Raw genomic sequence first — 22,510 nt, 5'->3', positions numbered from 1 at the left:
CAGCTTGCCCCCCCCTCCCCCACACAACCGCCGCGGGCTTGTTTTAGGCCGGCCCCCCCATTGGGGCGCGGGGGGGGGGGGGGGGGCCCCCCCCCCCCCCCACCCCCGCGCCCGAGCAACCACGCACCCCTCCCACCGAACCGCCGGAGGCTCACGCGTCGTAGACGTCCGCCTTCCGCGGCGCCGGATCCTGCACCGCACCGCTCAGGAACGCCGACCGGTTGCCGAACTTCTCCGTGTCGACGCCGTTCTCCTCGAGAACCTTGATCGCCGAAGCGTGCACCACCCGCAGCACCGGCGTGGCCGCCCGCAGCGCGTCGTCGGCCATGAACCGGTGCCGCCAGGGCTGGTCCGCCCAGGCGTGCCGCAGACCGAACGGCTCGGGCAGCGCGATCGAGCCGCCGAGCCAGTTGAGCGCCGGCGGGTACCAGGTCAGCGGAGCCCGCACCGCCAGCCGCACCACCTCGTCGGTCGGGACCAGCGGCAGCTTGATCGTGCGGTTCTCCCAGGGCTTCAGGGACTTGGCGACCTCCCTGGTCGGCGCCTCGGACTTGGTGGTGAACAGCGGGTTCACCGGCCCCAGCGCGTGTCCCGTCACCTCGATGCGCAGCGTCTCGTGCAGCACCGTCACCGTGATCATCATGGTGAGGATCAGCTGACCGTCCCACAGCGTCCACTGCACGCCGAGGTAGTGCCGGTCACCGCTGCCGAACTGCTGCTTGTTGCAGATGTCCTGTATGGCGTGCGGCTTGACCTGGAAGGCCTCCACCTCCGTGCCCTCCGGACGGGCCACCGCCGAGGCGCCCTCCCCGATGGGCGTGACGATCCAGTGCCGTATCGAGGGCTTCGGGAAGCCGCCGGTGTTCAGCGGACCGCGTTCCAGCATGCGCAGCTTGTCGTGGATGGCGCGGATGACGTCCCAGCTGCGGAACGGGTGGATCTCCCGGGTCGGGTCGGCGGAGACCAGGTCCTCCGCCAGCTGCCAGGAACCCCAGCGGGTCCCCATGCCGAGTATGCCCTTGGGGCCGGCGTAGAAGACGGAGTTGGACTGCTGCTCGGCGCTGAGCCGGGCCAGCGACTGGCGCAGCTGCTCCGCCGCCGTCTCGCCGGGCGCGCGGGGCACGGCCTCGGGGACCTTGGCGCCGACGCTGCTGCCCGAGAGCAGACCGTCCCAGCGCGCCCGCAGATCCTTCGCGGTGCCCTCGCAGATCCGCTTGGCCCAGTACCAGCCCAGCACGGGGGCGATCACCGCGGCGCGCGCGTACCAGGCCCAGAAGCCGGTGAACGGCATCTTCAGCAGGAACAGCGCGGCCAGCACGCCGACCCCGGCGAGCAGCGCGGTGGACACCGCCCCGGCCCGCCTGTCGTCGCGCCTGGCGAGGAAGGTGCGCAGCTGGAAGACGAGCAGCCAGCCGACCAGGCCGGGCAGGAAGATCAGCCCGCACACCACCATGACGGTGGCCAGCTTGTTGTCGCGCTCGCGGCGGATGTTGTTCGCCGCCAGGCAGTGCTCCACGACGACCTGCGGCTCCGCGCCGAAGGACTGGATGAGCGGCTTGCGCCCGGGTGCGAGCATGCGGTCGACGACGGCCCGCGAGAAGGCCTCACCCAGGTTCGGCCGGAACAGGCGGAGCCGGCCGTCCTTGACGGTCGACTGGTGCCATTCGTTGTCGGTCTTCTTGATGTCCCCGTACTCGTTGTCCCGGTAGGCCGCCGAGGCCAGCGCGAACGTGGCCGCCTGGCCCTCGTCGCCGGAGACGGGCACCTGAGGCCCGTCCCACTCCGTTCCGACCGACATTCCCGCCCCCATCGCCGCCGGTGCCGCTCCTCGGGCCTTCCCGACTTCCGCGCTCCGCACACCTGTTGAACAGGCCGAATGTTGAACCGGCCGGATGCCGGCCGGGCTCACCCGTGATCCGGCCCTCAGCGTATCGGCCGGAACTGACACTCCGTCGGCGGACGGCCGAAACCGCCCGCCGACGGGCGAAAGGTGACGCGGACCGGCCCTCAGGGCGTCTCGCCCGCCTGCTCCCGTATGCGGTCGGCGACCTGCGGCGGCATCGGCTCGTGCCGTGCGTACACGCGGTCGAAGCGAGCCGTGCCGTGCGACAGGGAGCGCAGGTCGATCGCGTACCGGCCGATCTCGAACTCGGGCACCTCGGCCCGCACCAGAGTCCGTCCGGAACCGACCTGCTCGGTGCCGAGGACCCGGCCCCGGCGGGACGACAGGTCGCTCATCACGGGACCCACGTAGTCGTCCGCGACCAGCACGCTCACCTCGGCCACCGGCTCCAGCAGATGGATCCGGGTCTCGGCCGCGGCCTCGCGCAGGGCCAGCGCGCCCGCCGTCTGGAAGGCGGCGTCGGAGGAGTCCACCGAGTGCGCCTTGCCGTCCTTCAGCGTGATCCGCACATCGACCAGCGGATAACCGGCCGCCACCCCCTTCGCGGCCTGCGCCCGCACGCCCTTCTCCACGGACGGGATGAACTGACGGGGCACCGCGCCGCCGACCACCTTGTCCACGAACTCGACGCCCGAGCCGCCCGGCAGCGGCTCCACCTCGATCTCGCAGATGGCGTACTGCCCGTGCCCGCCGGACTGCTTCACGTGCCGGCCGCGTCCGGCGGCCTTCGTCGCGAACGTCTCGCGCAGCGAGACCTTGTGCGGCACGACGTCGACCTGGACGCCGTAGCGGCTGCGCAGCCGCTCCAGGGCCACGTCGGCGTGGGCCTCGCCCAGGCACCACAGCACCACCTGGTGGGTGTCCTGGTTCTGCTCCAGCCGCATCGTGGGGTCCTCGGCGACCAGCCGGGACAGCCCCTGGGAGAGCTTGTCCTCGTCCGCCTTGCTGTGCGCCTGGATGGCCAGGGGCAGCAGCGGGTCCGGCATCTGCCAGGGCTCCACCAGCAGCGGGTCGTCCTTCGCCGACAGCGTGTCCCCGGTCTCGGCGCGGCCCAGCTTGGCCACGCTCACCAGATCGCCCGCGACCGCGTGCGTCACCGGACGCTGCTGCTTGCCGAACGTCATCGACAGCGCGCCGACCCGCTCGTCGACGTCGTGGTCCTCGTGCCCGCGGTCGGTCAGACCGTGTCCGGAGACGTGCACGGTGTCGTCGGGACGCAGGGTGCCGGAGAAGACCCGGACCAGCGAGACCCGGCCCACGTAGGGGTCGGAGGAGGTCTTGACGACCTCGGCGACCAGCGGTCCGCCGGTGTCGCACGGCTTCAGCTCGCGCGGCCGGCCGTCGACCGTGGTCACCCCCGGCATCGGATGCTCGAAGGGGGTCGGGAAGCCCCCGGTGACCAGCTCCAGCAGCTCCACCGTGCCGAGTCCCTGCCGGGCGCCCTCGGCGGCCGGCGCCGCCGCCAGCACCGGGAAGAACGCCCCGCGCGCGACGGCCCGTTCGAGATCCTCGGTCAGTGTCCCGACGTCCACCTGCTCGCCGCCGAGATAACGGTCCATGAGGGTCTCGTCCTCGCTCTCGGCGATGATCCCCTCGATGAGCCGGTTGCGGGCCTCCTCGATCCCCGGCAGCTGCTCCTCACCGGGCTCGGACTCCTTGCGCTCCCCGGACGCGTAGTCGAACAGCTTCCCCGTCAGCAGCCCGGTCAGCCCGGTCACGGGGGCGTGCCCGTCGGGGCCCTCCGCGCCGCGCAGCGGCAGGTACAGCGGAAGGACGGCGTCGGGGTCGTCGCCGCCGAACGCCTCCGCGCACACCCGGGTCGTCTCCTCGAAGTCCGCGCGCGCGGACTCCAGGTGCGTCACGACGATCGCGCGGGGCATGCCGACGGCCTTGCACTCGTCCCACACCATCCGCGTCGAGCCGTCCACCCCGTCCGAGGCCGAGACGACGAAGAGGGCCGCGTCCGCCGCCCGCAGACCGGCCCTCAGCTCCCCGACGAAATCGGCGTACCCGGGGGTGTCGAGGAGATTGATCTTCATGCCGTCCCATTCGACCGGGACCAGCGAGAGCTGCACCGAACGCTGCTGCCGGTGCTCGATGTCGTCGTAGTCGGAGACCGTGCCGCCGTCCTCGACGCGGCCCGCCCGGTTCACCGCCCCCGCGGTGAGCGCGAGGGCCTCCACCAGCGTCGTCTTGCCCGATCCGCAGTGGCCGACCAGCACCACATTCCGTACGGACGCGGGGTGGTCGGCCGCCATTGCCCTGCCGGCGGCTCCGGGGTGTGACTGTGATTTGTCGCCCATGATCCTGCCTCCCGTGCACGGTGAGGTCACTGTGGGCGCGGACACGCGGCACCGCGTCACCGGCGGCTCCTGCGACGCCCGCGGTCCTTCGAGCTTTCCACTCCCGTCACGCTGCGTCCATACGACGGACGGCGATCACGGCGGCCGCGCCGGGCGCGCGCGGGCGCCCCCGATCGCCACGGACTGCGGGTGCCCGCCCGCCACGCGCACGCGTGCGTGGCTACGATGGGCCAGCCGGTGGCCACCAGGGTCCGCGGCGACACCGACCGTCGGGAAGGCCATGCTGAACAAGTACGCGCGTGCATTCTTCACGCGTGTCCTCACGCCGTTCGCCACGTTTCTCATCCGCATGGGCGTGAGCCCCGACACGGTCACGCTCATCGGCACGGCCGGCGTCGTCGCGGGCGCGCTGGTCTTCTTCCCCAGGGGCGAGTTCTTCTGGGGCACCATCGTGATCACCCTCTTCGTCTTCTCCGACCTGGTCGACGGCAACATGGCCCGCCAGCTGGGCCGCTCCAGCCGCTGGGGCGCCTTCCTGGACTCCACCCTCGACCGGGTCGCCGACGGCGCGATCTTCGGCGGCTTCGCCCTCTGGTACGCGGGCAACGGCGACGACAACGTCATGTGCGCGGTCTCGATCTTCTGCCTGGCCAGCGGCCAGGTGGTGTCGTACACCAAGGCGCGCGGCGAGTCGATCGGCCTGCCCGTGGCCGTCAACGGCCTCGTCGAACGCGCCGAACGGCTGGTGATCTCCCTGGTCGCCGCCGGCTTCGCCGGCCTGCACAAGTTCGGCGTACCGGGCATCCAGTGGCTGCTCCCGATCGCGCTGTGGATCGTCGCCGTGGGCAGCCTCGTCACGCTGATCCAGCGGGTCGTCACCGTGCGCCGCGAGGCCGCCGAGGCGGACGCGGAGCGGGACCACGCCTCCCGGGGGAGCGGGGCGGCCGGATGAGCAGGGCCGAACGGATCACCGACGCGCTGTACGGCCTGGGCTGGAGCACCGTGAGGAAGCTCCCCGAGCCCGTCGCCGTACGCCTGGGGCGGACCATCGCCGACCTCGCCTGGAAGAGGCGCGGCAACGGCGTCCGGCGCCTGGAGGCCAACTACGCGCGCGTGGTCCCGGACGCGACCCCCGAGCGTCTCGCCGAACTCTCCCGCGCGGGCATGCGCTCCTACCTGCGCTACTGGATGGAGTCCTTCCGGCTCCCGGCCTGGAGCCCCGAGCGGATCAAGGGCGGCTTCGACCCCAAGGGCGAGCACCACCTGGTCGACGGGCTCGCCGCGGGCAGGGGAGTGATACTGGCCCTGCCGCACCTGGCCAACTGGGACCTGGCGGGCGCCTGGGTGACCACCAAGCTGGAGACCCCCTTCACCACGGTCGCCGAGCGGCTGAAGCCCGAGACGCTCTACGACCGCTTCGTCGCCTACCGCGAGGGCCTCGGCATGGAGGTGCTGCCGCACAACGGCGCCTCCGCGTTCGGCACCCTGGCCCGGCGGCTGCGCGACGGCGGCCTGGTCTGCCTGGTCGCCGACCGCGACCTGTCCGCCTCCGGCGTCGAGGTCGACTTCTTCGGCGAGCGGACCCGGATGCCCGCCGGGCCGGCCCTGCTGGCCCAGCAGACCGGCGCCCTGCTGCTCCCGGTCACGCTCTGGTACGACGACTCGCCCGTCATGCAGGGCAAGGTGCACCCTCCGATCGAGGTGCCGGAGTCGGGCAGCCGGGCGGAGAGGACGTCCGTCATGACACAGGCGCTGGCCGACGCCTTCGCCACCGGGATCGCCGACCATCCGGAGGACTGGCACATGCTGCAGCGCCTGTGGCTCGCCGACCTCGATCCGGCGAAGGGACCGTCGTGAGAATCGGGATCGTCTGCCCGTACTCCTGGGACGTGCCCGGGGGCGTGCAGTTCCACATCCGCGACCTGGCCGAGTACTTCACCGGCCTCGGCCACGAGGTCTCCGTCCTCGCACCCGCCGACGACGACACCCCCCTGCCGCCGTACGTCGTCTCGGCCGGCCGCGCGGTCCCGGTGCCCTACAACGGTTCGGTGGCCCGGCTGAACTTCGGGTTCCTGTCCGCCGCGCGGGTGCGCCGCTGGCTGCACGAGGGCGAGTTCGACGTGGTGCACATCCACGAGCCGACCTCGCCGTCGCTCGGCCTGCTCACCTGCTGGGCGGCGCAGGGGCCCATCGTGGCCACCTTCCACACGTCCAACCCGCGTTCGCGTGCGATGATCGCCGCCTACGCGATCCTGCAGGCCGCCCTGGAGAAGATCAGCGCCCGCATCGCCGTCAGCGAGTACGCGCGCCGCACCCTGGTCGAGCACCTGGGCGGCGACGCGGTGGTCATCCCCAACGGCGTCGACGTCGGCTTCTTCGCCGAGGCCGAGCCCAAGGCCGAGTGGCAGGGCGAGACGATCGGCTTCATGGGCCGCATCGACGAGCCCCGCAAGGGCCTGCCGGTGCTCATGCGGGCCCTGCCGGCGATCATGGCGGCCCGGCCAGGAGCCCGGCTGCTGGTCGCGGGCCGGGGCGACGAGGAGGCGGCCGTCGCGGAACTGCCCGCGGAGCTGCGGTCCCGGGTGGAGTTCCTCGGCATGATCAGCGACGAGGACAAGGCGCGCTTCCTGCGCAGCGTCGACCTGTACGTGGCCCCCAACACCGGCGGCGAGAGCTTCGGCATCATCCTCGTCGAGGCCCTGTCGGCGGGCGCTCCCGTCCTCGCCTCCGACCTCGACGCGTTCGTCCAGGTCCTGGACGGCGGCGCGGCCGGGGAGGTGTTCGCCAACGAGGACGCGGACGCGCTGGCCAAGGCCGCCGTACGGCTGCTCGCGGACCCGGAACGGCGCGCCGAGCTGCGCGAACGCGGCAGCGCGCACGTGCGCCGGTTCGACTGGTCGACGGTCGGCGCGGACATCCTGTCGGTGTACGAGACGGTCACCACGGGCACGAGCGCGGTCGCCGCCGACGAGCGGAGCGGACTGCGCGCCCGGTTCGGGCTGGCCCGGGACTGACCCCGCGGGCCCGGTTCGGGCCGGCCCGGGACTGACCTCGCGGGCCCGAGCGGGCGGGTGAGCGGGACCGCGCCGGGAGCGGTCCGCCCGGCAGCGGGATGCGGGCCCACCCGCGGCCCACCGATACCCTTCGCCCGTGACCGCGACACTCATCTGGATCCTCGTCGCCCTCGTGGCGATCGGCCTTTACCTGAGCTGGACGGCCGGGCGGCTGGACCGGCTGCACGTGCGGATGGACGCCGCCCGCGCCGCGCTCGACGCGCAGCTGCTGCGCAGGGCGTCCGTGGCACAGGAACTGGCCACCTCGGGGGTGCTCGACCCGGCCGCCTCGATCGTCCTCTACGAGGCCGCGCACGCCGCCCGCCAGGCCGAGGACGACCACCGGGAGGTCGCGGAGAGCGAGCTGAGCCAGGCCCTGCGCGCGGTCTTCGAGGACCCCCGGCAGGTGGAGGACGTCCGCGCGGCCCCGGGCGGCGAGGAGGCGGCCCGCGAGCTGGCCGAGGCCGTGCGCAGGGTCCCGATGGCCCGCCGCTTCCTCAACGACGCCGTGGGGGCCGCGCGCAGGCTCCGCGAGCACCGCAAGGTGCGCTGGTTCCGGCTCGCCGGCCACGCTCCCTTCCCGCTCGCCTTCGAGATGGACGACGAGCCGCCCGCCGCTCTGGTGAAACGCCTGGAATAGCCCCGCCCACCGTCAGGCCACGCGGAGCCCACGGCGACGCCACGGACACCCCGCACAGGCACCCGGACCGGGCAAAACGATCCACCGGCTTCACATTGGCCCTTGCTGTGGCCTGCACTCTTCCCGTTTCCTCGCTGATGCAGAACTCCTCTTCACCGTCAGTGAGGTCACCCGTGTCCACCAACGAGAACCAGGCTCCCGAGACCGGCACCGCCCGCGTGAAGCGCGGCATGGCCGAGCAGCTCAAGGGCGGCGTGATCATGGACGTCGTCAACGCGGAGCAGGCGAAGATCGCCGAGGACGCGGGCGCCGTCGCCGTCATGGCCCTCGAGCGGGTCCCGGCCGACATCCGCAAGGACGGCGGCGTGGCCCGTATGTCCGACCCGGACATGATCGAGGGCATCATCGACGCCGTCTCGATCCCGGTCATGGCCAAGTCCCGCATCGGCCACTTCGTCGAGGCCCAGGTGCTGCAGTCCCTCGGTGTCGACTACATCGACGAGTCCGAGGTCCTCACCCCGGCCGACGAGATCAACCACTCCGACAAGTGGGCCTTCACCACCCCCTTCGTCTGCGGTGCCACCAACCTGGGCGAGGCCCTGCGCCGCATCGCCGAGGGCGCGGCCATGATCCGCTCCAAGGGCGAGGCCGGCACCGGCAACGTCGTCGAGGCCGTCCGCCACCTGCGCCAGATCAAGAACGAGATCGCCCGCCTGCGCGGCTTCGACAACAACGAGCTGTACGCCGCCGCCAAGGACCTGCGTGCCCCGTACGAGCTCGTCAAGGAGGTCGCCGAGCTGGGCAAGCTCCCCGTGGTCCTCTTCTCCGCCGGTGGCGTCGCCACCCCGGCCGACGCCGCCCTGATGCGCCAGCTCGGCGCCGAGGGCGTCTTCGTCGGCTCCGGCATCTTCAAGTCCGGCGACCCGGCCAAGCGCGCCGCCGCCATCGTGAAGGCCACGACCTTCTTCGACGACCCGAAGATCGTCGCGGACGCGTCCCGCAACCTCGGCGAGGCCATGGTCGGCATCAACTGCGACACCCTCCCCGAGTCCGAGCGCTACGCGAACCGCGGCTGGTAAGGCACTGGAACACATGAACACCCCCGTCATCGGCGTCCTGGCCCTCCAGGGCGACGTACGGGAGCACCTCATCGCCCTGGCCGCGGCGGACGCCGTGGCCAGGCCGGTGCGGCGCCCCGAGGAACTCGCCGAGGTGGACGGTCTCGTCCTGCCCGGCGGGGAGTCCACCACCATCTCCAAGCTGGCCGTCCTCTTCGGAGTGATGGAGCCCCTCCGCGCGCGCGTGCGCGCCGGCATGCCCGTCTACGGCACCTGCGCCGGCATGATCATGCTCGCCGACAAGATCCTCGACCCGCGTTCGGGCCAGGAGACGGTCGGCGGCATCGACATGATCGTGCGCCGCAACGCCTTCGGCCGCCAGAACGAGTCGTTCGAGGCGGGGGTCGACGTGAAGGGCGTCGAGGGCGATCCTGTGGAGGGCGTCTTCATCCGCGCCCCCTGGGTCGAGTCCGTGGGCGCGGACGTCGAGGTCCTCGCCGAACACGGTGGCCACATCGTCGCGGTGCGCCAGGGCAACGCGCTCGCCACGTCCTTCCACCCGGAACTGACCGGCGACCACCGCGTGCACGCATTGTTCGTCGACATGGTGCGCGCCAACCGGGCGCCGGAGGCCTAGTAGGATCTCTGGGGTTCGTACACAGATGGGTAACGCGAAGGAGACAGGCAGATGTCCGGCCACTCTAAATGGGCTACGACGAAGCACAAGAAGGCCGTGATCGACGCCAAGCGCGGCAAGCTCTTCGCGAAGCTGATCAAGAACATCGAGGTCGCGGCCCGCATGGGCGGCGTCGACATCGAGGGCAACCCGACGCTCTACGACGCCATCCAGAAGGCGAAGAAGCAGTCGGTCCCCAACAAGAACATCGACTCCGCGGTCAAGCGCGGCGGCGGCCTCGAGGCCGGCGGCGCCGACTACGAGACGATCATGTACGAGGGTTACGGCCCCAACGGTGTCGCCGTCCTCATCGAGTGCCTCACCGACAACCGCAACCGCGCCGCCTCCGACGTGCGCGTCGCCATGACGCGCAACGGCGGCAACATGGCCGACCCGGGTTCGGTGTCGTACCTGTTCCACCGCAAGGGCGTCATCATCGTCCCCAAGGGCGAGCTGTCCGAGGACGACGTGCTCGGCGCGGTCCTGGACGCCGGCGCCGAGGAGGTCAACGACCTCGGTGAGTCCTTCGAGGTGCTCAGCGAGGCCACCGACCTGGTCGCGGTCCGCACCGCCCTCCAGGAGGCCGGGATCGACTACGACTCCGCCGACTCCAACTTCGTCCCGACCATGCAGGTCGAGCTGGACGAGGAGGGCGCCAAGAAGATCTTCAAGCTGATCGACGCCCTGGAGGACAGCGACGACGTGCAGAACGTCTTCGCCAACTTCGACGTCAGCGACGAGGTCATGGAGAAGGTCGACGCCTGACACCGGGCGCGCTTCGCGGGTCTCACGGGCCGACGGGACATCCCGTCGGCCCGTCGCCTTGCCGGGGGCGGCTGCACCGCGTTGTCAGTGGCACCCGATAGCCTGCGCAAACAGGAGATCGAAGGAGGGGCCGGGGTGCGCGTACTGGGGGTGGACCCGGGGCTGACCCGCTGCGGTGTCGGCGTGGTCGAGGGAGTCGCCGGACGCCCGCTGACCATGATCGGCGTCGGAGTCGTCCGCACGCCCCCCGACGCCGAACTGAGCCACCGCCTGCTCGCCGTCGAGCAGGGCATAGAGCAGTGGCTGGACGAGCACCGGCCCGAATTCGTCGCCGTGGAGCGCGTCTTCAGCCAGCACAACGTGAGCACGGTCATGGGCACCGCCCAGGCGAGCGCCGTCGCCATGCTGTGCGCCGCCCGGCGCGGCATCCCGGTCGCCCTGCACACCCCCAGCGAGGTCAAGGCCGCCGTCACCGGCAGCGGCCGCGCCGACAAGGCCCAGGTCGGGGCCATGGTCACCCGCCTGCTGCGGCTGGCCGCCCCGCCCAAGCCCGCCGACGCGGCGGACGCCCTCGCGCTCGCCATCTGCCACATCTGGCGGGCCCCCGCCCAGAACCGTCTCCAGCAGGCCGTCGCCCTGCACGAGGCCAGGACGCCGGGCCGGCCTACCTCACCGACCTCACGGAAAGGCCGAACGGCATGATCGCCTTCGTCAGCGGCACGGTCGCCGCACTCGCTCCCGACGCGGCGGTCGTCGAGGTCGGCGGCGTCGGGATGTCCGTGCAGTGCACGCCCGACACGCTCTCCACGCTCCGCCTGGGACAGCCCGCCAGGCTGCACACCTCGCTCGTCGTCCGCGAGGACTCCCTCACCCTGTACGGCTTCGCCGACGACGACGCCCGCCAGGTCTTCGTCCTGCTCCAGACCGCGAGCGGGGTGGGCCCCCGCCTCGCCCAGGCCATGCTCGCCGTGCACAGCCCGGACGCCCTGCGCCGCGCGGTCGCCACCGGCGACGAGAAGGCCCTCACCGCCGTGCCCGGCATCGGCAAGAAGGGCGCCCAGAAGCTGCTCCTCGAACTGAAGGACCGCCTCGGCGCCCCCACCGGAGCCCCCGCGGTGGGCGCCCCGGTCACCCAGGGATGGCGCGACCAGCTGCACGCGGCCCTCATCGGCCTCGGCTACGCCGGCCGCGAGGCCGACGAAGCGGTGTCCGCCGTGACCCCCCAGGCCGAGGCCGCGGAGGGCACCCCGCAGGTGGGCGTGCTGCTCAGGGCCGCCCTGCAGACCCTGAACCGAGCCCGCTGACCGGCGCCACCCCGCGAGGAGTACTTCAGTGAACTGGGACGACACGTCCGACACCACCGCCGAGGAGCGGCTCGGCGACGCGGCCGCGGAGCGGCTGGTGGGCCCGGCCGCCGACCGGGAGGACCAGGCCGTCGAGGCCGCCCTGCGCCCCAAGGACCTCGGCGAGTTCATCGGCCAGGAGAAGGTCCGCGAACAGCTCGACCTCGTCCTGCGCGCCGCCCGCGCGCGCGGGGCCACCGCTGACCACGTGCTGCTCTCCGGCGCGCCCGGCCTGGGCAAGACCACCCTGTCGATGATCATCGCGGCCGAGATGGGCGCCCCCATCCGCATCACCTCCGGCCCCGCCATCCAGCACGCCGGCGACCTCGCCGCGATCCTCTCCTCCCTCCAGGAGGGCGAGGTCCTCTTCCTCGACGAGATCCACCGCATGTCCCGGCCCGCCGAGGAGATGCTGTACATGGCGATGGAGGACTTCCGGGTCGACGTCATCGTCGGCAAGGGCCCCGGCGCCACCGCCATCCCGCTGGAGCTGCCCCCGTTCACCCTGGTCGGCGCCACCACGCGGGCGGGCCTGCTGCCGCCGCCGCTGCGCGACCGCTTCGGCTTCACCGCGCACATGGAGTTCTACGAGCCCACCGAGCTGGAGCGGGTCGTGCACCGCTCCGCGAGCCTGCTCGACGTCGGGATCGACTCCGACGGCGCCGCCGAGATCGCCGGCCGGTCCCGGGGCACGCCCCGTATCGCCAACCGCCTGCTGCGCCGCGTGCGCGACTACGCCCAGGTCAAGGCCGACGGCCGGATCACCCGGGAGATCGCCGCGGCCGCCCTCGCCGTCTACGAGGTGGACCCGCGCGGACTCGACCGCCTCGACCGGGGAGTCCTGGAGGCGCTGCTCAAGCTGTTCGGCGGCGGCCCGGTCGGCCTGTCGACGCTGGCCGTCGCCGTGGGCGAGGAACGCGAGACGGTCGAGGAGGTCGCCGAGCCCTTCCTGGTGCGCGAGGGCCTTCTCGCGCGCACCCCGCGCGGCCGTGTGGCCACTCCCGCGGCATGGGCGCATCTCGGCCTCACCCCACCGCGCCCGGCCGGCACGGGAAACGGACAAGCGGACCTGTTCGGGGCGTGACGGCGGGGGATTGGCGGGGGCAGGAACCGAGGTGCCATGCTGAGCGTTGTTCCATGCACGCGGACTCGCTTAGACTCCGCCGATGCCGCCCTTGCGGGCGGCACCCACCCCACCCCCATCCATCAGGCCGCTGTCCGCCGCGGTCGTGCGAAGGAAATCCCGTCCCGTGAATACCTTGACCCTTCTCCCGTTCATCGTGCTCATCGCGGCCATGTTCCTGATGACGCGCTCGGCCAAGAAGAAGCAGCAGCAGGCCAACCAGATGCGGAACGAGATGCAGCCCGGCTCCGGCGTCCGCACGATCGGGGGGATGTACGCGACGGTCAAGGAGATCAACGAGGACACCGTCCTCCTCGACGCCGGCCCCGGTGTCGACCTCCTCTTCGCGAAGAACTCCATCGGTGCCGTCCTGACGGACGACGAGTACAACCGCATCGTCCACGGCGTCGAGCACGACCTGAAGTCCGAGGTCTCCATCGTCCCGGACGACGCCTCCTCCCTGACCGGGACCGACGAGCCCGCCGCTGCCGCCTCCGGCGACAAGGTCGACTTCGCCAAGAAGGACGCCGTCGAGGACGAGCCGGCCGCGGCCACCGAGGCCGTCGAGGACAAGGCCGCCAAGGCCGACGAGCCCGTCAAGGCCGAGGCCGAGGCGACCGAGGCCGCCGCCGCCAAGGCGGACGAAGAGCCGAAGAAGACCGACGGCGACGCCGGCAAGTAGTCACGCCCCGGGGCTCAAGGCGGCGCGGCAGGCCGGCGCCCCGGACGCCCCGGGTGCGTCTGTTTCCCGCACGGGACCCCGACACCATGTCATGGCCGACCGCGCCGACCGGGCGCGAGGCGGCCCGAGAGGGAGTACGAGAAGGTGGCAGCACCTAAGAAGGGCCGGAGCGCAAGCGCTCAGAGCAAGCCAGGGCGCTCGCTGGTCCTCATCCTGATCGCCATCGTGGCGCTCACCGGGGGAATGTTCGCCTCCGGACACACCACTCCGCGTCTCGGCATCGACCTTGCCGGTGGTACGAGCATCACGCTCAAGGCGAAGGCCGACCAGGGGTCGGCGATCAACAAGGCCAACATGGACACCGCGGTCGACATCATGAACCGCCGCGTCAACGGCCTTGGCGTCTCCGAGGCGGAGGTGCAGACCCAGGGGAACGACCACATCATCGTCAACATCCCCAAGGGCACCAACTCCAAGGAGGCCCAGCAGCAGGTCGGCACCACCGCCAAGCTGTACTTCCGCCCGGTCCTCGCCAGCGAGCCCACCGGTGCCGCCGCGGCCCCGTCGCCGAGCACCTCCTCCAGCGCCTCCCCGAACTCCAAGGGCGGCGCCTCCCCGAACCCGTCGGGCAGCGCCTCGACCAGCGGGCAGAAGGCCTCCTCGACCGGCACCGGCTCCCCGACCAGCTCCGCGAGCCCCCAGGGCCGCGCGGTCAGCGACGCGCTGAAGGCCGACACCAAGGCGACGTCCTCCCCGACCCCGGGCGCGACCTCGACGTCCTCCGCCGGTGCCGACGCCAAGTCCTCCGCGACCCCGGCCGCGACCTCGCCGGCCCCCTCCGGTGCCGCCACCGACGGTGACACCGCCAAGCTGCAGGCCCAGTACGCGGCCCTGGACTGCTCCAAGCCCGCCCAGCGCGCGAAGGCCGGCCAGAACGCCAAGCCCGGTGACCCCACCGTGGCCTGCGGCCAGGACGGCAAGATCTGGTCCAAGTACCTGCTCGGCCCGGCCGCCGTGGACGGCACCGAGGTCAAGAAGGCCCAGGCCGTGCTCGACACCCAGGGTGCCGCCGGCTGGCAGGTCCAGATGACCTTCACCTCCGCCGGCTCCAAGAAGTTCGCCGCCATCACTGGCGAGCTCGCGAAGAACCAGCCGCCGCAGAACGAGTTCGGCATCGTCCTCGACGGCAACGTCGTCTCCAGCCCCTACGTGAGCCAGGCGATCGTCGGCGGCCAGGCGGAGATCTCCGGCCGGTTCACGCAGGCCGAGGCCCAGAACCTCGGCAACATGCTGTCCTACGGCGCGCTGCCGCTGTCGTTCAAGGAAGAGACCGTCACCACGGTGACCGCCGCGCTCGGCGGTGAGCAGCTGCACGCCGGTCTGCTCGCCGGCGCCATCGGCCTCGCCCTGGTCGTGATCTACCTGGTGATCTACTACCGCGGTCTGTCCCTCGTGGCCATGGCCTCCCTGCTGGTCTCCGCGGTCCTGACCTACGTGCTCATGGCCCTGCTCGGCCCGGCCATCGGCTTCGCGCTGAACCTGCCGGCCGTCTGCGGCGCCATCGTCGCCATCGGTATCACCGCGGACTCGTTCATCGTGTACTTCGAACGCATCCGGGACGAGATCCGCGAGGGCCGCAGCCTGCGCCCCGCCGTCGAGCGTGCCTGGCCGCGCGCCCGGCGCACCATCCTGGTCTCCGACTTCGTGTCGTTCCTCGCCGCCGCCGTGCTGTTCATCGTCACCGTCGGCAAGGTGCAGGGCTTCGCGTTCACGCTCGGCCTGACCACCGTGCTCGACGTGGTCGTCGTGTTCTTCTTCACGAAGCCGCTCATGTCGCTCCTCGCGCGCCGCAAGTTCTTCGCGAACGGCCACAAGTGGTCCGGGCTCGACCCCAAGGGCCTCGGAGCCAAGCCGCCGCTGCGCCGTACCCGCCGTTCCGCCGGTCCTGCCGCCGGCCCTGTCGACCCGAAGGAGGCGTGAGCGAATGTCGAAACTCGGCAACCTCGGCGCCCGGCTGCACCGCGGCGAGATCAGCTACGACTTCATCGGCAAGCGCAAGATCTGGTACGGCATCTCGATCCTGATCACCATCACGGCCATCGTCGGCCTGGCGGTGCGCGGCCTGAACATGGGCATCGAGTTCCAGGGCGGTGCCGTCTTCACGACGCCGACCCACATGAGCACCTCGGTCGCCCAGGCGGAGGGGTTCGCGAAGGACGCCGCCGGCCACGAGGCGGTCGTGCAGAAGCTCGGCAACGGCAGCCTGCGCATCCAGATCGCGGGCATCGACACCGACAAGTCCGACCAGATCAAGCAGACGCTGGCCAAGGACCTGAACATCGACTCCGAGAAGCTGAACGCCGACCTCGTCGGCCCCAGCTGGGGTGAGCAGATCGCCAGCAAGGCCTGGCAGGGTCTGGCGATCTTCATGGTGCTGGTCGTGATCTACCTGGCCATCGCCTTCGAGTGGCGCATGGCCCTCGCGGCCCTGGTCGCCCTGATCCACGACATCACCATCACGGTCGGCATCTACGCCCTGGTGGGCTTCGAGGTCACCCCCGGTACCGTCATCGGTCTGCTGACGATCCTCGGTTACTCGCTCTACGACACGGTCGTCGTCTTCGACAGCCTCAAGGAGCAGACGAAGGACATCACCAAGCAGACCCGCTTCACCTACAGCGACATCGCCAACCAGTCGATCAACGGCACGCTGGTGCGGTCCATCAACACCACCGTGGTCGCGCTGCTGCCGGTGGCCGGTCTGCTGTTCATCGGCGGCGGCTTCCTCGGCGCCGGCACGCTGAACGACATCTCGCTGTCGCTGTTCGTCGGCCTCGCCGCCGGTGCGTACTCCTCGATCTTCATCGCCACCCCGCTGGTCGCCGACCTCAAGGAGCGCGAGCCCGCGATGAAGGCGCTGCGTAAGCGGGTCATGGCCAAGCGTGCCCAGGCGGGAGCCGGGCCCGACGCCGCCGAGGCCCGGTCCGACGCCGGTGACGAGTACGATGACGCAGCGCCCGCCATGGTGGGCCAGCGCAACCAGCCCGCGACCCGCAACCGGGGCCGCGGCCGATCCACCGGAAAGCGTCGATGACTGACATCCAGGAGCTGCTGCTCAGCCGAATCCGTGACGTCGCGGACTATCCCGAGCCGGGAGTGATGTTCAAGGACATCACCCCGCTGCTCGCGGACCCCTCCGCGTTCACGGCCCTGACCGACACGCTGGCCGAGATCGCCACCAGCACGGGATCGACCAAGGTGGTCGGCCTCGAGGCCAGGGGCTTCATCCTCGGCGCGCCGGTCGCGGTCCGGGCGGGGCTCGGCTTCATCCCCGTCCGCAAGGCGGGCAAGCTCCCCGGTGCCACCCTGCGGCAGGCCTACGACCTGGAGTACGGGTCGGCGGAGATCGAGGTCCACGCCGAGGACCTGACGGCCGGCGACCGCGTCCTGATCGTGGACGACGTGCTCGCCACCGGTGGTACGGCCGAGGCCGCGATCCAGCTGATCAAGCGCGCCGGGGCCGAGGTCTCGGGGCTCGCCGTGCTCATGGAGCTGGGCTTCCTGGGCGGCCGCGGCCGCCTGGAGTCCGCGCTCGACGGGGCTCCGCTGGAGGCGCTGCTCCAGGTCTGAGCGCGCTGACGCGATGTGACGGGCGAAGCGGCCCCCGGCCCGGCCGGAGGCCGCTTCGCCGTTCCCGCACCCGGCCCGCGGACACCCCCCGTCCCTGCCGCAACGTCCCACCACCCACCCGCAAGCCCCGGTTCGCCCCGGGTCCACGCCCGCCACGCCCCCGCTCCACCACGGGTCCACCCCAGGTCCACCTCCAGGAATCCCGTGCGCCGCCCCCGCGTTCCACCGGTAGACGGTCCTCCCGTCCGCCTGGAGGCGAGGACAGGACGCGGGATCGCTACCATGGGGTCTCCGGAGCCTGACCGGGGGACCCGGATCGCGCACGAGGAGTCCTCTTGCCAGACGAGGCCCAGCCACTGACCGCCGCAAAGCCCGAGTCCGCCTCGGCACCCGCGGTGAAGCCCGCGCCGAACGCGTCCGACGCGAAGAACGACAGCCGCGGGACGGTCGAGCACGCCCAGTCCGCGCCCGTCGAGAAGACCGCCGATGCCGCGCGCCCCAAGCCGGCCGCCCCCGTGCGTCCCGCCGCGGGCCAGCCCCGCTCCGGATCCTCCAACCGCGTCCGCGCCCGCCTCGCCCGCCTCGGCGTGCAGCGCGCGAACCCGTACAACCCGGTGCTCGAGCCGCTGCTGCGCATAGTGCGGAGCAACGACCCGAAGATCGAGACCTCGACCCTGCGGCAGATCGAGAAGGCCTACCAGGTCGCGGAGCGCTGGCACCGCGGTCAGAAGCGCAAGAGCGGCGACCCGTACATCACCCACCCGCTCGCGGTGACCACCATCCTCGCCGAGCTCGGCATGGACCCGGCCACCCTCATGGCGGGCCTGCTGCACGACACGGTCGAGGACACCGACTACGGCCTGGACGACCTGCGCCGGGAGTTCGGCGACGTCGTCGCCCTGCTCGTGGACGGCGTCACCAAGCTGGACAAGGTCAAGTTCGGCGAGGCCGCGCAGGCCGAGACCGTGCGCAAGATGGTCGTCGCCATGGCCAAGGACCCCCGCGTCCTGGTCATCAAGCTCGCCGACCGCCTGCACAACATGCGCACCATGCGCTATCTCAAGCGCGAGAAGCAGGAGAAGAAGGCGCGCGAGACCCTGGAGATCTACGCGCCGCTCGCCCACCGCCTGGGCATGAACACCATCAAGTGGGAGCTGGAGGACCTCGCCTTCGCGATCCTCTACCCCAAGATGTACGACGAGATCGTGCGCCTGGTGGCCGAGCGGGCGCCGAAGCGCGACGAGTACCTGGCCATAGTGACCGACGAGGTCCAGGCCGACCTGCGCGCCGCCCGCATCAAGGCGACCGTCACCGGGCGCCCCAAGCACTACTACAGCGTCTACCAGAAGATGATCGTCCGCGGCCGTGACTTCGCGGAGATCTACGACCTGGTGGGCATCCGCGTCCTCGTCGACACGGTCCGCGACTGCTACGCCGCCCTCGGCACGATCCACGCGCGATGGAACCCGGTCCCCGGCCGGTTCAAGGACTACATCGCGATGCCGAAGTTCAACATGTACCAGTCGCTGCACACGACGGTCATCGGCCCCAACGGCAAGCCCGTCGAGCTGCAGATCCGCACCTTCGACATGCACCGCCGGGCCGAGTACGGCATCGCCGCGCACTGGAAGTACAAGCAGGAAGCCGTCGCGGGCGCCTCCAAGATCCGGTCGGACGTCCCCAAGGGCTCCGGCAAGGACAAGGACGCCGTCAACGACATGGCGTGGCTGCGCCAGCTGCTGGACTGGCAGAAGGAGACCGAGGACCCCAGCGAGTTCCTGGAGTCCCTGCGCTTCGACCTCTCCCGCAACGAGGTCTTCGTCTTCACGCCCAAGGGCGACGTCATAGCGCTGCCGGCGGGGGCGACCCCGGTCGACTTCGCCTACGCCGTCCACACCGAGGTCGGCCACCGCACCATAGGAGCACGGGTCAACGGACGCCTCGTGCCGCTGGAGTCGACCCTCGACAACGGCGACCTGGTGGAGGTCTTCACCTCCAAGGCGGACACCGCCGCCCCCTCACGCGACTGGCTCGGCTTCGTCAAGTCGCCGCGGGCCCGCAACAAGATCCGGGCCTGGTTCTCCAAGGAACGCCGCGACGAGGCGATCGAGCAGGGCAAGGACGCCATCGTCCGCGCCATGCGCAAGCAGAACCTGCCCATCCAGCGCATCCTCACCGGCGACTCCCTCGTCACGCTCGCCCACGAGATGCGCTACCCCGACATCTCCGCGCTGTACGCGGCGATCGGCGAGGGACACGTCTCCGCGCCCAACGTCGTGCAGAAGCTCGTCCAGGCCCTCGGCGGCGAGGAGGCCGCGACCGAGGAGATCGACGAGAGCGTCCCGCCGTCGCGCGGCCGCAGCCGCAAGCGCCGCTCCAGCGCCGACCCGGGCGTCGTGGTCAAGGGCGTCGACGACGTGTGGGTCAAGCTGGCCCGCTGCTGCACGCCCGTCCCCGGTGACCCGATCATCGGGTTCGTCACCCGGGGCAGCGGGGTGTCGGTCCACCGCAGCGACTGCGTCAACGTGGAGTCGCTGTCCCGCGAACCCGAGCGCATCCTCGACGTCGAGTGGGCGCCCACCCAGTCCTCCGTCTTCCTGGTCGCCATCCAGGTCGAGGCGCTGGACCGCTCCCGCCTGCTCTCCGACGTCACCCGCGTCCTGTCCGACCAGCACGTCAACATCCTCTCCGCGGCCGTCCAGACCTCCCGCGACCGCGTCGCCACCTCCCGCTTCACCTTCGAGATGGGCGACCCCAAGCACCTCGGCCACGTCCTGAAGGCCGTACGGGGCGTGGAGGGCGTGTACGACGTCTACCGCGTGACCTCGGCCCGCAACCGGTCGTAACGAGCGGCACGCAGGGGCTCCTCGGAAGGGCCCCCGCACACGCCGAAGGGCCCCGTACGGTGCGTACGGGGCCCTTCGGCGCTGCTCGCCGGGAGCGGGGGAGGGGCGGGGATCAGCCGCCGAACTCCTCCAGGCCCTTCAGGGCCTGGTCCAGGAGCGCCTGGCGGCCCTCCAGCTCACGCTCCAGCTTGTCGGCACGGGAGTTGTTGCCCTGGGCGCGCGCCTGCGCGATCTGCGCCCCGAGCTTGTCCACGGCGGCCTGGAGCTGCCCGGTCAGACCCGCGGCACGCGCGCGTGCCTCCGGGTTCGTCCGGCGCCACTCGGCCTCCTCGGCCTCCTGGATGGCCCGCTCGACCGCGTGCATCCGGCCCTCGACCTTGGGACGCGCGTCCCGCGGAACGTGACCGATGGCCTCCCACCGCTCGTTGACCGAACGGAAGGCGGCCCGGGCGCCCTTCAGATCCGTCACCGGGAGGATCTTCTCGGCCTCTCCGGCCAGCTCCTCCTTCAGCTTCAGATTCTCCGCCTGCTCCGCGTCCCGCTCGGCGAACACCGAGCTGCGCGCGGCGAAGAACACGTCCTGGGCGCCGCGGAAGCGGTTCCACAGGTCGTCCTCGTGCTCGCGCTGGGCGCGGCCCGCCGCCTTCCAGTCCGCCATCAGCTCGCGGTACCGGGCGGCCGTCGGACCCCAGTCCGCCGACGCCGACAGCGCCTCGGCCTCGGCGACCAGCCGCTCCTTGATCCGCCGCGCGTCCTCACGCTGCGAGTCCAGCTGCGCGAAGTGCGCCTTGCGGCGCTTGGAGAACGCCGACCGCGCGTGCGAGAACCGGTGCCACAGCTCGTCGTCGGACTTGCGGTCCAGACGCGGCAGACCCTTCCAGGTGTCCACCAGCGCCCGCAGCCGCTCACCGGCCGCCCGCCACTGGTCGGACTGCGCCAGCTGCTCGGCCTCGGTGACCAGGTCCTCCTTGGCCTTGCGGGCCTCGTCGGACTGCTTGGCCCGCTGGACCTTGCGCTCCTCGCGGCGGGTCTCGACCGTCGCCACCAGCTTGTCCAGGCGGGTCCGCAGCGCGGCCAGGTCACCGACCGCGTGGTGCGCGTCCACCTGCTCGCGCAGATGGTCGATGGCGGTCTGGGCGTCCTTCGCCGACAGGTCGGTCGTCTGCACGCGCTTCTCGAGGAGGCCGATCTCGACAACCAGGCCTTCGTACTTGCGCTCGAAGTAGGCAAGCGCCTCCTCGGGGGAGCCGGCCGCCCACGAACCGACGACCTGCTCGCCATCGGCCGTACGCACGTACACGGTCCCCGTCTCGTCGACGCGGCCCCACGGGTCGCTGCTCACAGCGCCTCCTCCACATGATGCCTGCGAGGTGCCTCCCGGCCCCCGGGCATCGTCCACAGTTTCGTCACGGCCAACATAGGCGACCAGCGGGTTACCTGTCCGCATCCAGCACGACCGAAATTCCTCGACCGGTCGTGCCGGAGTGCGGAAAGCCGCTGTCCGCGCCGGGTGAAGGGCGTCAGGACTTCGTGACCGTCGCCTTGTCGATCACGACCGTCGCGTTCGGGGCACCGTCGCCGCCGCCCGTGTTCTCACCCGCGGCGGCGATCTTGTTCAGCACCTTCAGGCCCGCCGCGTCCATCGTGCCGAACGGCGCGTAGTTGGGCGGCAGGGGGCTGTCCTTGTAGACGAGGAAGAACTGGCTGCCACCCGTGTTCGGGCCGGCGTTGGCCATCGCCACCGTGCCCGTCGGGTACGTGTTCCCCTTCAGGCTCTTGTCCTTCAGGTTCTCGTCCGGGAGCTTGTAGCCCGGGTCGCCGCTGCCGGTGGCCGTCGGGTCGCCGCACTGCAGCACGTAGATGCCGTTCGTCGTCAGACGGTGGCACTTGGTGTGGTCGAAATAGCCCTTGTTCGCCAGGAAGTCGAACGAGTTCACCGTGTGCGGGGCCGCCGCCGGCTTCATCGCGACGTCGATGTCGCCGCAGGTCGTGGCGAGCTTCATCGTGTACTTCGCCGACGTGTCGATCGACATCGCCGGCTCCTTCTTCCAGCTCATCTTCTTCACCGAACCCGCGGCCGGCTTGTGGCACGGGTCCGGCGCCTTGGAGGCCGCCGAGGCGCTCGGCGTCACATCCGCGCTGGCGTTCGCCTTCTTGTCGTCATGCTTCAGCACCCCGGTCGTGTACAGCGCGACGCTGCCGATCACGACCACGCCGAGGACCGACGCGATCACGGAGTTGCGCATGTGCGCCTTGCGCCGCGCGCTGGTGCGCCGCTGCTGCTGCCGCAAGAACTTCTCCCGGGCGAGCTGACGCCGCCGCTGCTCCTGGCTGACCACCGGGTTCTCTCCTCATGCGTGTCGTGTGTCGACCGGTACGCGTGCGTTCTTCGTGCCGACAGCCGCTTGTAGCCCCGTACCGTATATGGGTTCGCTGAGGAAACGGCAGCGCCGGTAGGCTCTTGGCCACGGGCCACCCGCCCGCAAGC

19 protein-coding genes are annotated in these 22,510 nt (G+C 71.3%); 15 read left to right on the top strand and 4 right to left on the bottom strand.

Going from position 1 to position 22,510, the window contains the following annotated elements; all coding sequences use genetic code 11:
* Positions 1 to 151: 151 nt before the first annotated feature.
* Together ACIPRD_RS24970 and ACIPRD_RS24965 are read right to left on the bottom strand one after the other, a co-directional pair.
* Positions 152 to 1,798, bottom strand: coding sequence for a hypothetical protein (locus ACIPRD_RS24970; protein ID WP_356400346.1), 1,647 nt, complete (start codon positions 1,796 to 1,798; stop codon positions 152 to 154).
* 209 nt (positions 1,799 to 2,007) lie between these two features.
* Positions 2,008 to 4,206, bottom strand: a complete 2,199-nt coding sequence (locus ACIPRD_RS24965; RefSeq protein ID WP_401566070.1) for an elongation factor G-like protein EF-G2 — start codon at positions 4,204 to 4,206, stop codon at positions 2,008 to 2,010.
* A 280-nt stretch (positions 4,207 to 4,486) separates the two neighbouring features.
* Between ACIPRD_RS24965 and pgsA the strand changes: the two genes are divergently transcribed.
* From pgsA to ACIPRD_RS24890, 15 genes are all read left to right on the top strand, one after another.
* Positions 4,487 to 5,158: a phosphatidylinositol phosphate synthase gene (gene pgsA, locus ACIPRD_RS24960; RefSeq protein ID WP_356400350.1), complete on the top strand. Its 672-nt coding sequence runs from the start codon at positions 4,487 to 4,489 to the stop codon at positions 5,156 to 5,158.
* Positions 5,155 to 6,063: a phosphatidylinositol mannoside acyltransferase gene (locus tag ACIPRD_RS24955; protein WP_356400352.1), complete on the top strand. Its 909-nt coding sequence runs from the start codon at positions 5,155 to 5,157 to the stop codon at positions 6,061 to 6,063. Before pgsA ends, ACIPRD_RS24955 begins: the two co-directional genes overlap by 4 nt.
* Positions 6,060 to 7,220 carry a glycosyltransferase family 4 protein gene (locus ACIPRD_RS24950; protein WP_401566068.1) on the top strand — a complete coding sequence of 387 codons (1,161 nt, stop codon included), beginning with the start codon at positions 6,060 to 6,062 and terminating at the stop codon, positions 7,218 to 7,220. The genes ACIPRD_RS24955 and ACIPRD_RS24950 overlap by 4 nt, the downstream gene beginning before the upstream one ends.
* A gap of 136 nt (positions 7,221 to 7,356) precedes the next feature.
* Positions 7,357 to 7,899 carry a hypothetical protein gene (locus ACIPRD_RS24945; protein WP_401566065.1) on the top strand — a complete coding sequence of 181 codons (543 nt, stop codon included), beginning with the start codon at positions 7,357 to 7,359 and terminating at the stop codon, positions 7,897 to 7,899.
* A gap of 173 nt (positions 7,900 to 8,072) precedes the next feature.
* Positions 8,073 to 8,978 carry a pyridoxal 5'-phosphate synthase lyase subunit PdxS gene (pdxS, locus tag ACIPRD_RS24940; protein WP_356400358.1) on the top strand — a complete coding sequence of 302 codons (906 nt, stop codon included), beginning with the start codon at positions 8,073 to 8,075 and terminating at the stop codon, positions 8,976 to 8,978.
* A 13-nt stretch (positions 8,979 to 8,991) separates the two neighbouring features.
* Positions 8,992 to 9,594: a pyridoxal 5'-phosphate synthase glutaminase subunit PdxT gene (gene pdxT / locus ACIPRD_RS24935; RefSeq protein ID WP_401566062.1), complete on the top strand. Its 603-nt coding sequence runs from the start codon at positions 8,992 to 8,994 to the stop codon at positions 9,592 to 9,594.
* A 51-nt stretch (positions 9,595 to 9,645) separates the two neighbouring features.
* A complete protein-coding gene (locus ACIPRD_RS24930) occupies positions 9,646 to 10,398 on the top strand; it encodes a YebC/PmpR family DNA-binding transcriptional regulator (RefSeq protein ID WP_356400362.1) in 753 nt (250 codons plus the stop codon).
* A gap of 135 nt (positions 10,399 to 10,533) precedes the next feature.
* Positions 10,534 to 11,100 carry a crossover junction endodeoxyribonuclease RuvC gene (gene ruvC / locus ACIPRD_RS24925; protein WP_356400364.1) on the top strand — a complete coding sequence of 189 codons (567 nt, stop codon included), beginning with the start codon at positions 10,534 to 10,536 and terminating at the stop codon, positions 11,098 to 11,100.
* The gene (ruvA, locus tag ACIPRD_RS24920) at positions 11,097 to 11,702 is read left to right on the top strand and encodes a Holliday junction branch migration protein RuvA (protein WP_401566058.1); all 606 of its coding nucleotides are present in this window, start codon (positions 11,097 to 11,099) and stop codon (positions 11,700 to 11,702) included. The genes ruvC and ruvA overlap by 4 nt, the downstream gene beginning before the upstream one ends.
* A gap of 28 nt (positions 11,703 to 11,730) precedes the next feature.
* The gene (ruvB, locus tag ACIPRD_RS24915) at positions 11,731 to 12,825 is read left to right on the top strand and encodes a Holliday junction branch migration DNA helicase RuvB (RefSeq protein WP_356400368.1); all 1,095 of its coding nucleotides are present in this window, start codon (positions 11,731 to 11,733) and stop codon (positions 12,823 to 12,825) included.
* Positions 12,826 to 12,991: 166 nt separating this feature from the next.
* A complete protein-coding gene (gene yajC / locus ACIPRD_RS24910) occupies positions 12,992 to 13,546 on the top strand; it encodes a preprotein translocase subunit YajC (RefSeq protein WP_356400370.1) in 555 nt (184 codons plus the stop codon).
* Positions 13,547 to 13,690: 144 nt separating this feature from the next.
* A complete protein-coding gene (gene secD, locus ACIPRD_RS24905; RefSeq protein ID WP_401566053.1) occupies positions 13,691 to 15,526 on the top strand; it encodes a protein translocase subunit SecD in 1,836 nt (611 codons plus the stop codon).
* A 4-nt stretch (positions 15,527 to 15,530) separates the two neighbouring features.
* The gene (gene secF / locus ACIPRD_RS24900; protein ID WP_356400374.1) at positions 15,531 to 16,640 is read left to right on the top strand and encodes a protein translocase subunit SecF; all 1,110 of its coding nucleotides are present in this window, start codon (positions 15,531 to 15,533) and stop codon (positions 16,638 to 16,640) included.
* The gene (locus tag ACIPRD_RS24895) at positions 16,637 to 17,176 is read left to right on the top strand and encodes an adenine phosphoribosyltransferase (protein ID WP_356400376.1); all 540 of its coding nucleotides are present in this window, start codon (positions 16,637 to 16,639) and stop codon (positions 17,174 to 17,176) included. Before secF ends, ACIPRD_RS24895 begins: the two co-directional genes overlap by 4 nt.
* 335 nt (positions 17,177 to 17,511) lie before the next feature.
* Complete coding sequence (locus ACIPRD_RS24890; RefSeq protein ID WP_356400377.1) at positions 17,512 to 20,022, top strand: RelA/SpoT family protein; 2,511 nt, start codon at positions 17,512 to 17,514, stop codon at positions 20,020 to 20,022.
* Between the two features lie 112 nt (positions 20,023 to 20,134).
* Here the strand turns inward: ACIPRD_RS24890 and ACIPRD_RS24885 are convergent, their stop codons facing one another.
* Positions 20,135 to 21,364, bottom strand: a complete 1,230-nt coding sequence (locus ACIPRD_RS24885) for a DUF349 domain-containing protein (protein ID WP_356400379.1) — start codon at positions 21,362 to 21,364, stop codon at positions 20,135 to 20,137.
* 178 nt (positions 21,365 to 21,542) lie between these two features.
* The gene (locus ACIPRD_RS24880; protein ID WP_356400381.1) at positions 21,543 to 22,361 is read right to left on the bottom strand and encodes a peptidylprolyl isomerase; all 819 of its coding nucleotides are present in this window, start codon (positions 22,359 to 22,361) and stop codon (positions 21,543 to 21,545) included.
* Positions 22,362 to 22,510: the final 149 nt, after the last annotated feature.

The sequence above is a fragment of the Streptomyces sp. NPDC090108 genome (genome assembly GCF_044747185.1).
Lineage (GTDB): Bacteria > Actinomycetota > Actinomycetes > Streptomycetales > Streptomycetaceae > Streptomyces.
Note: the sequence above shows the minus strand (reverse complement) of the source record. Positions and strands in the feature narration are given on the sequence as shown.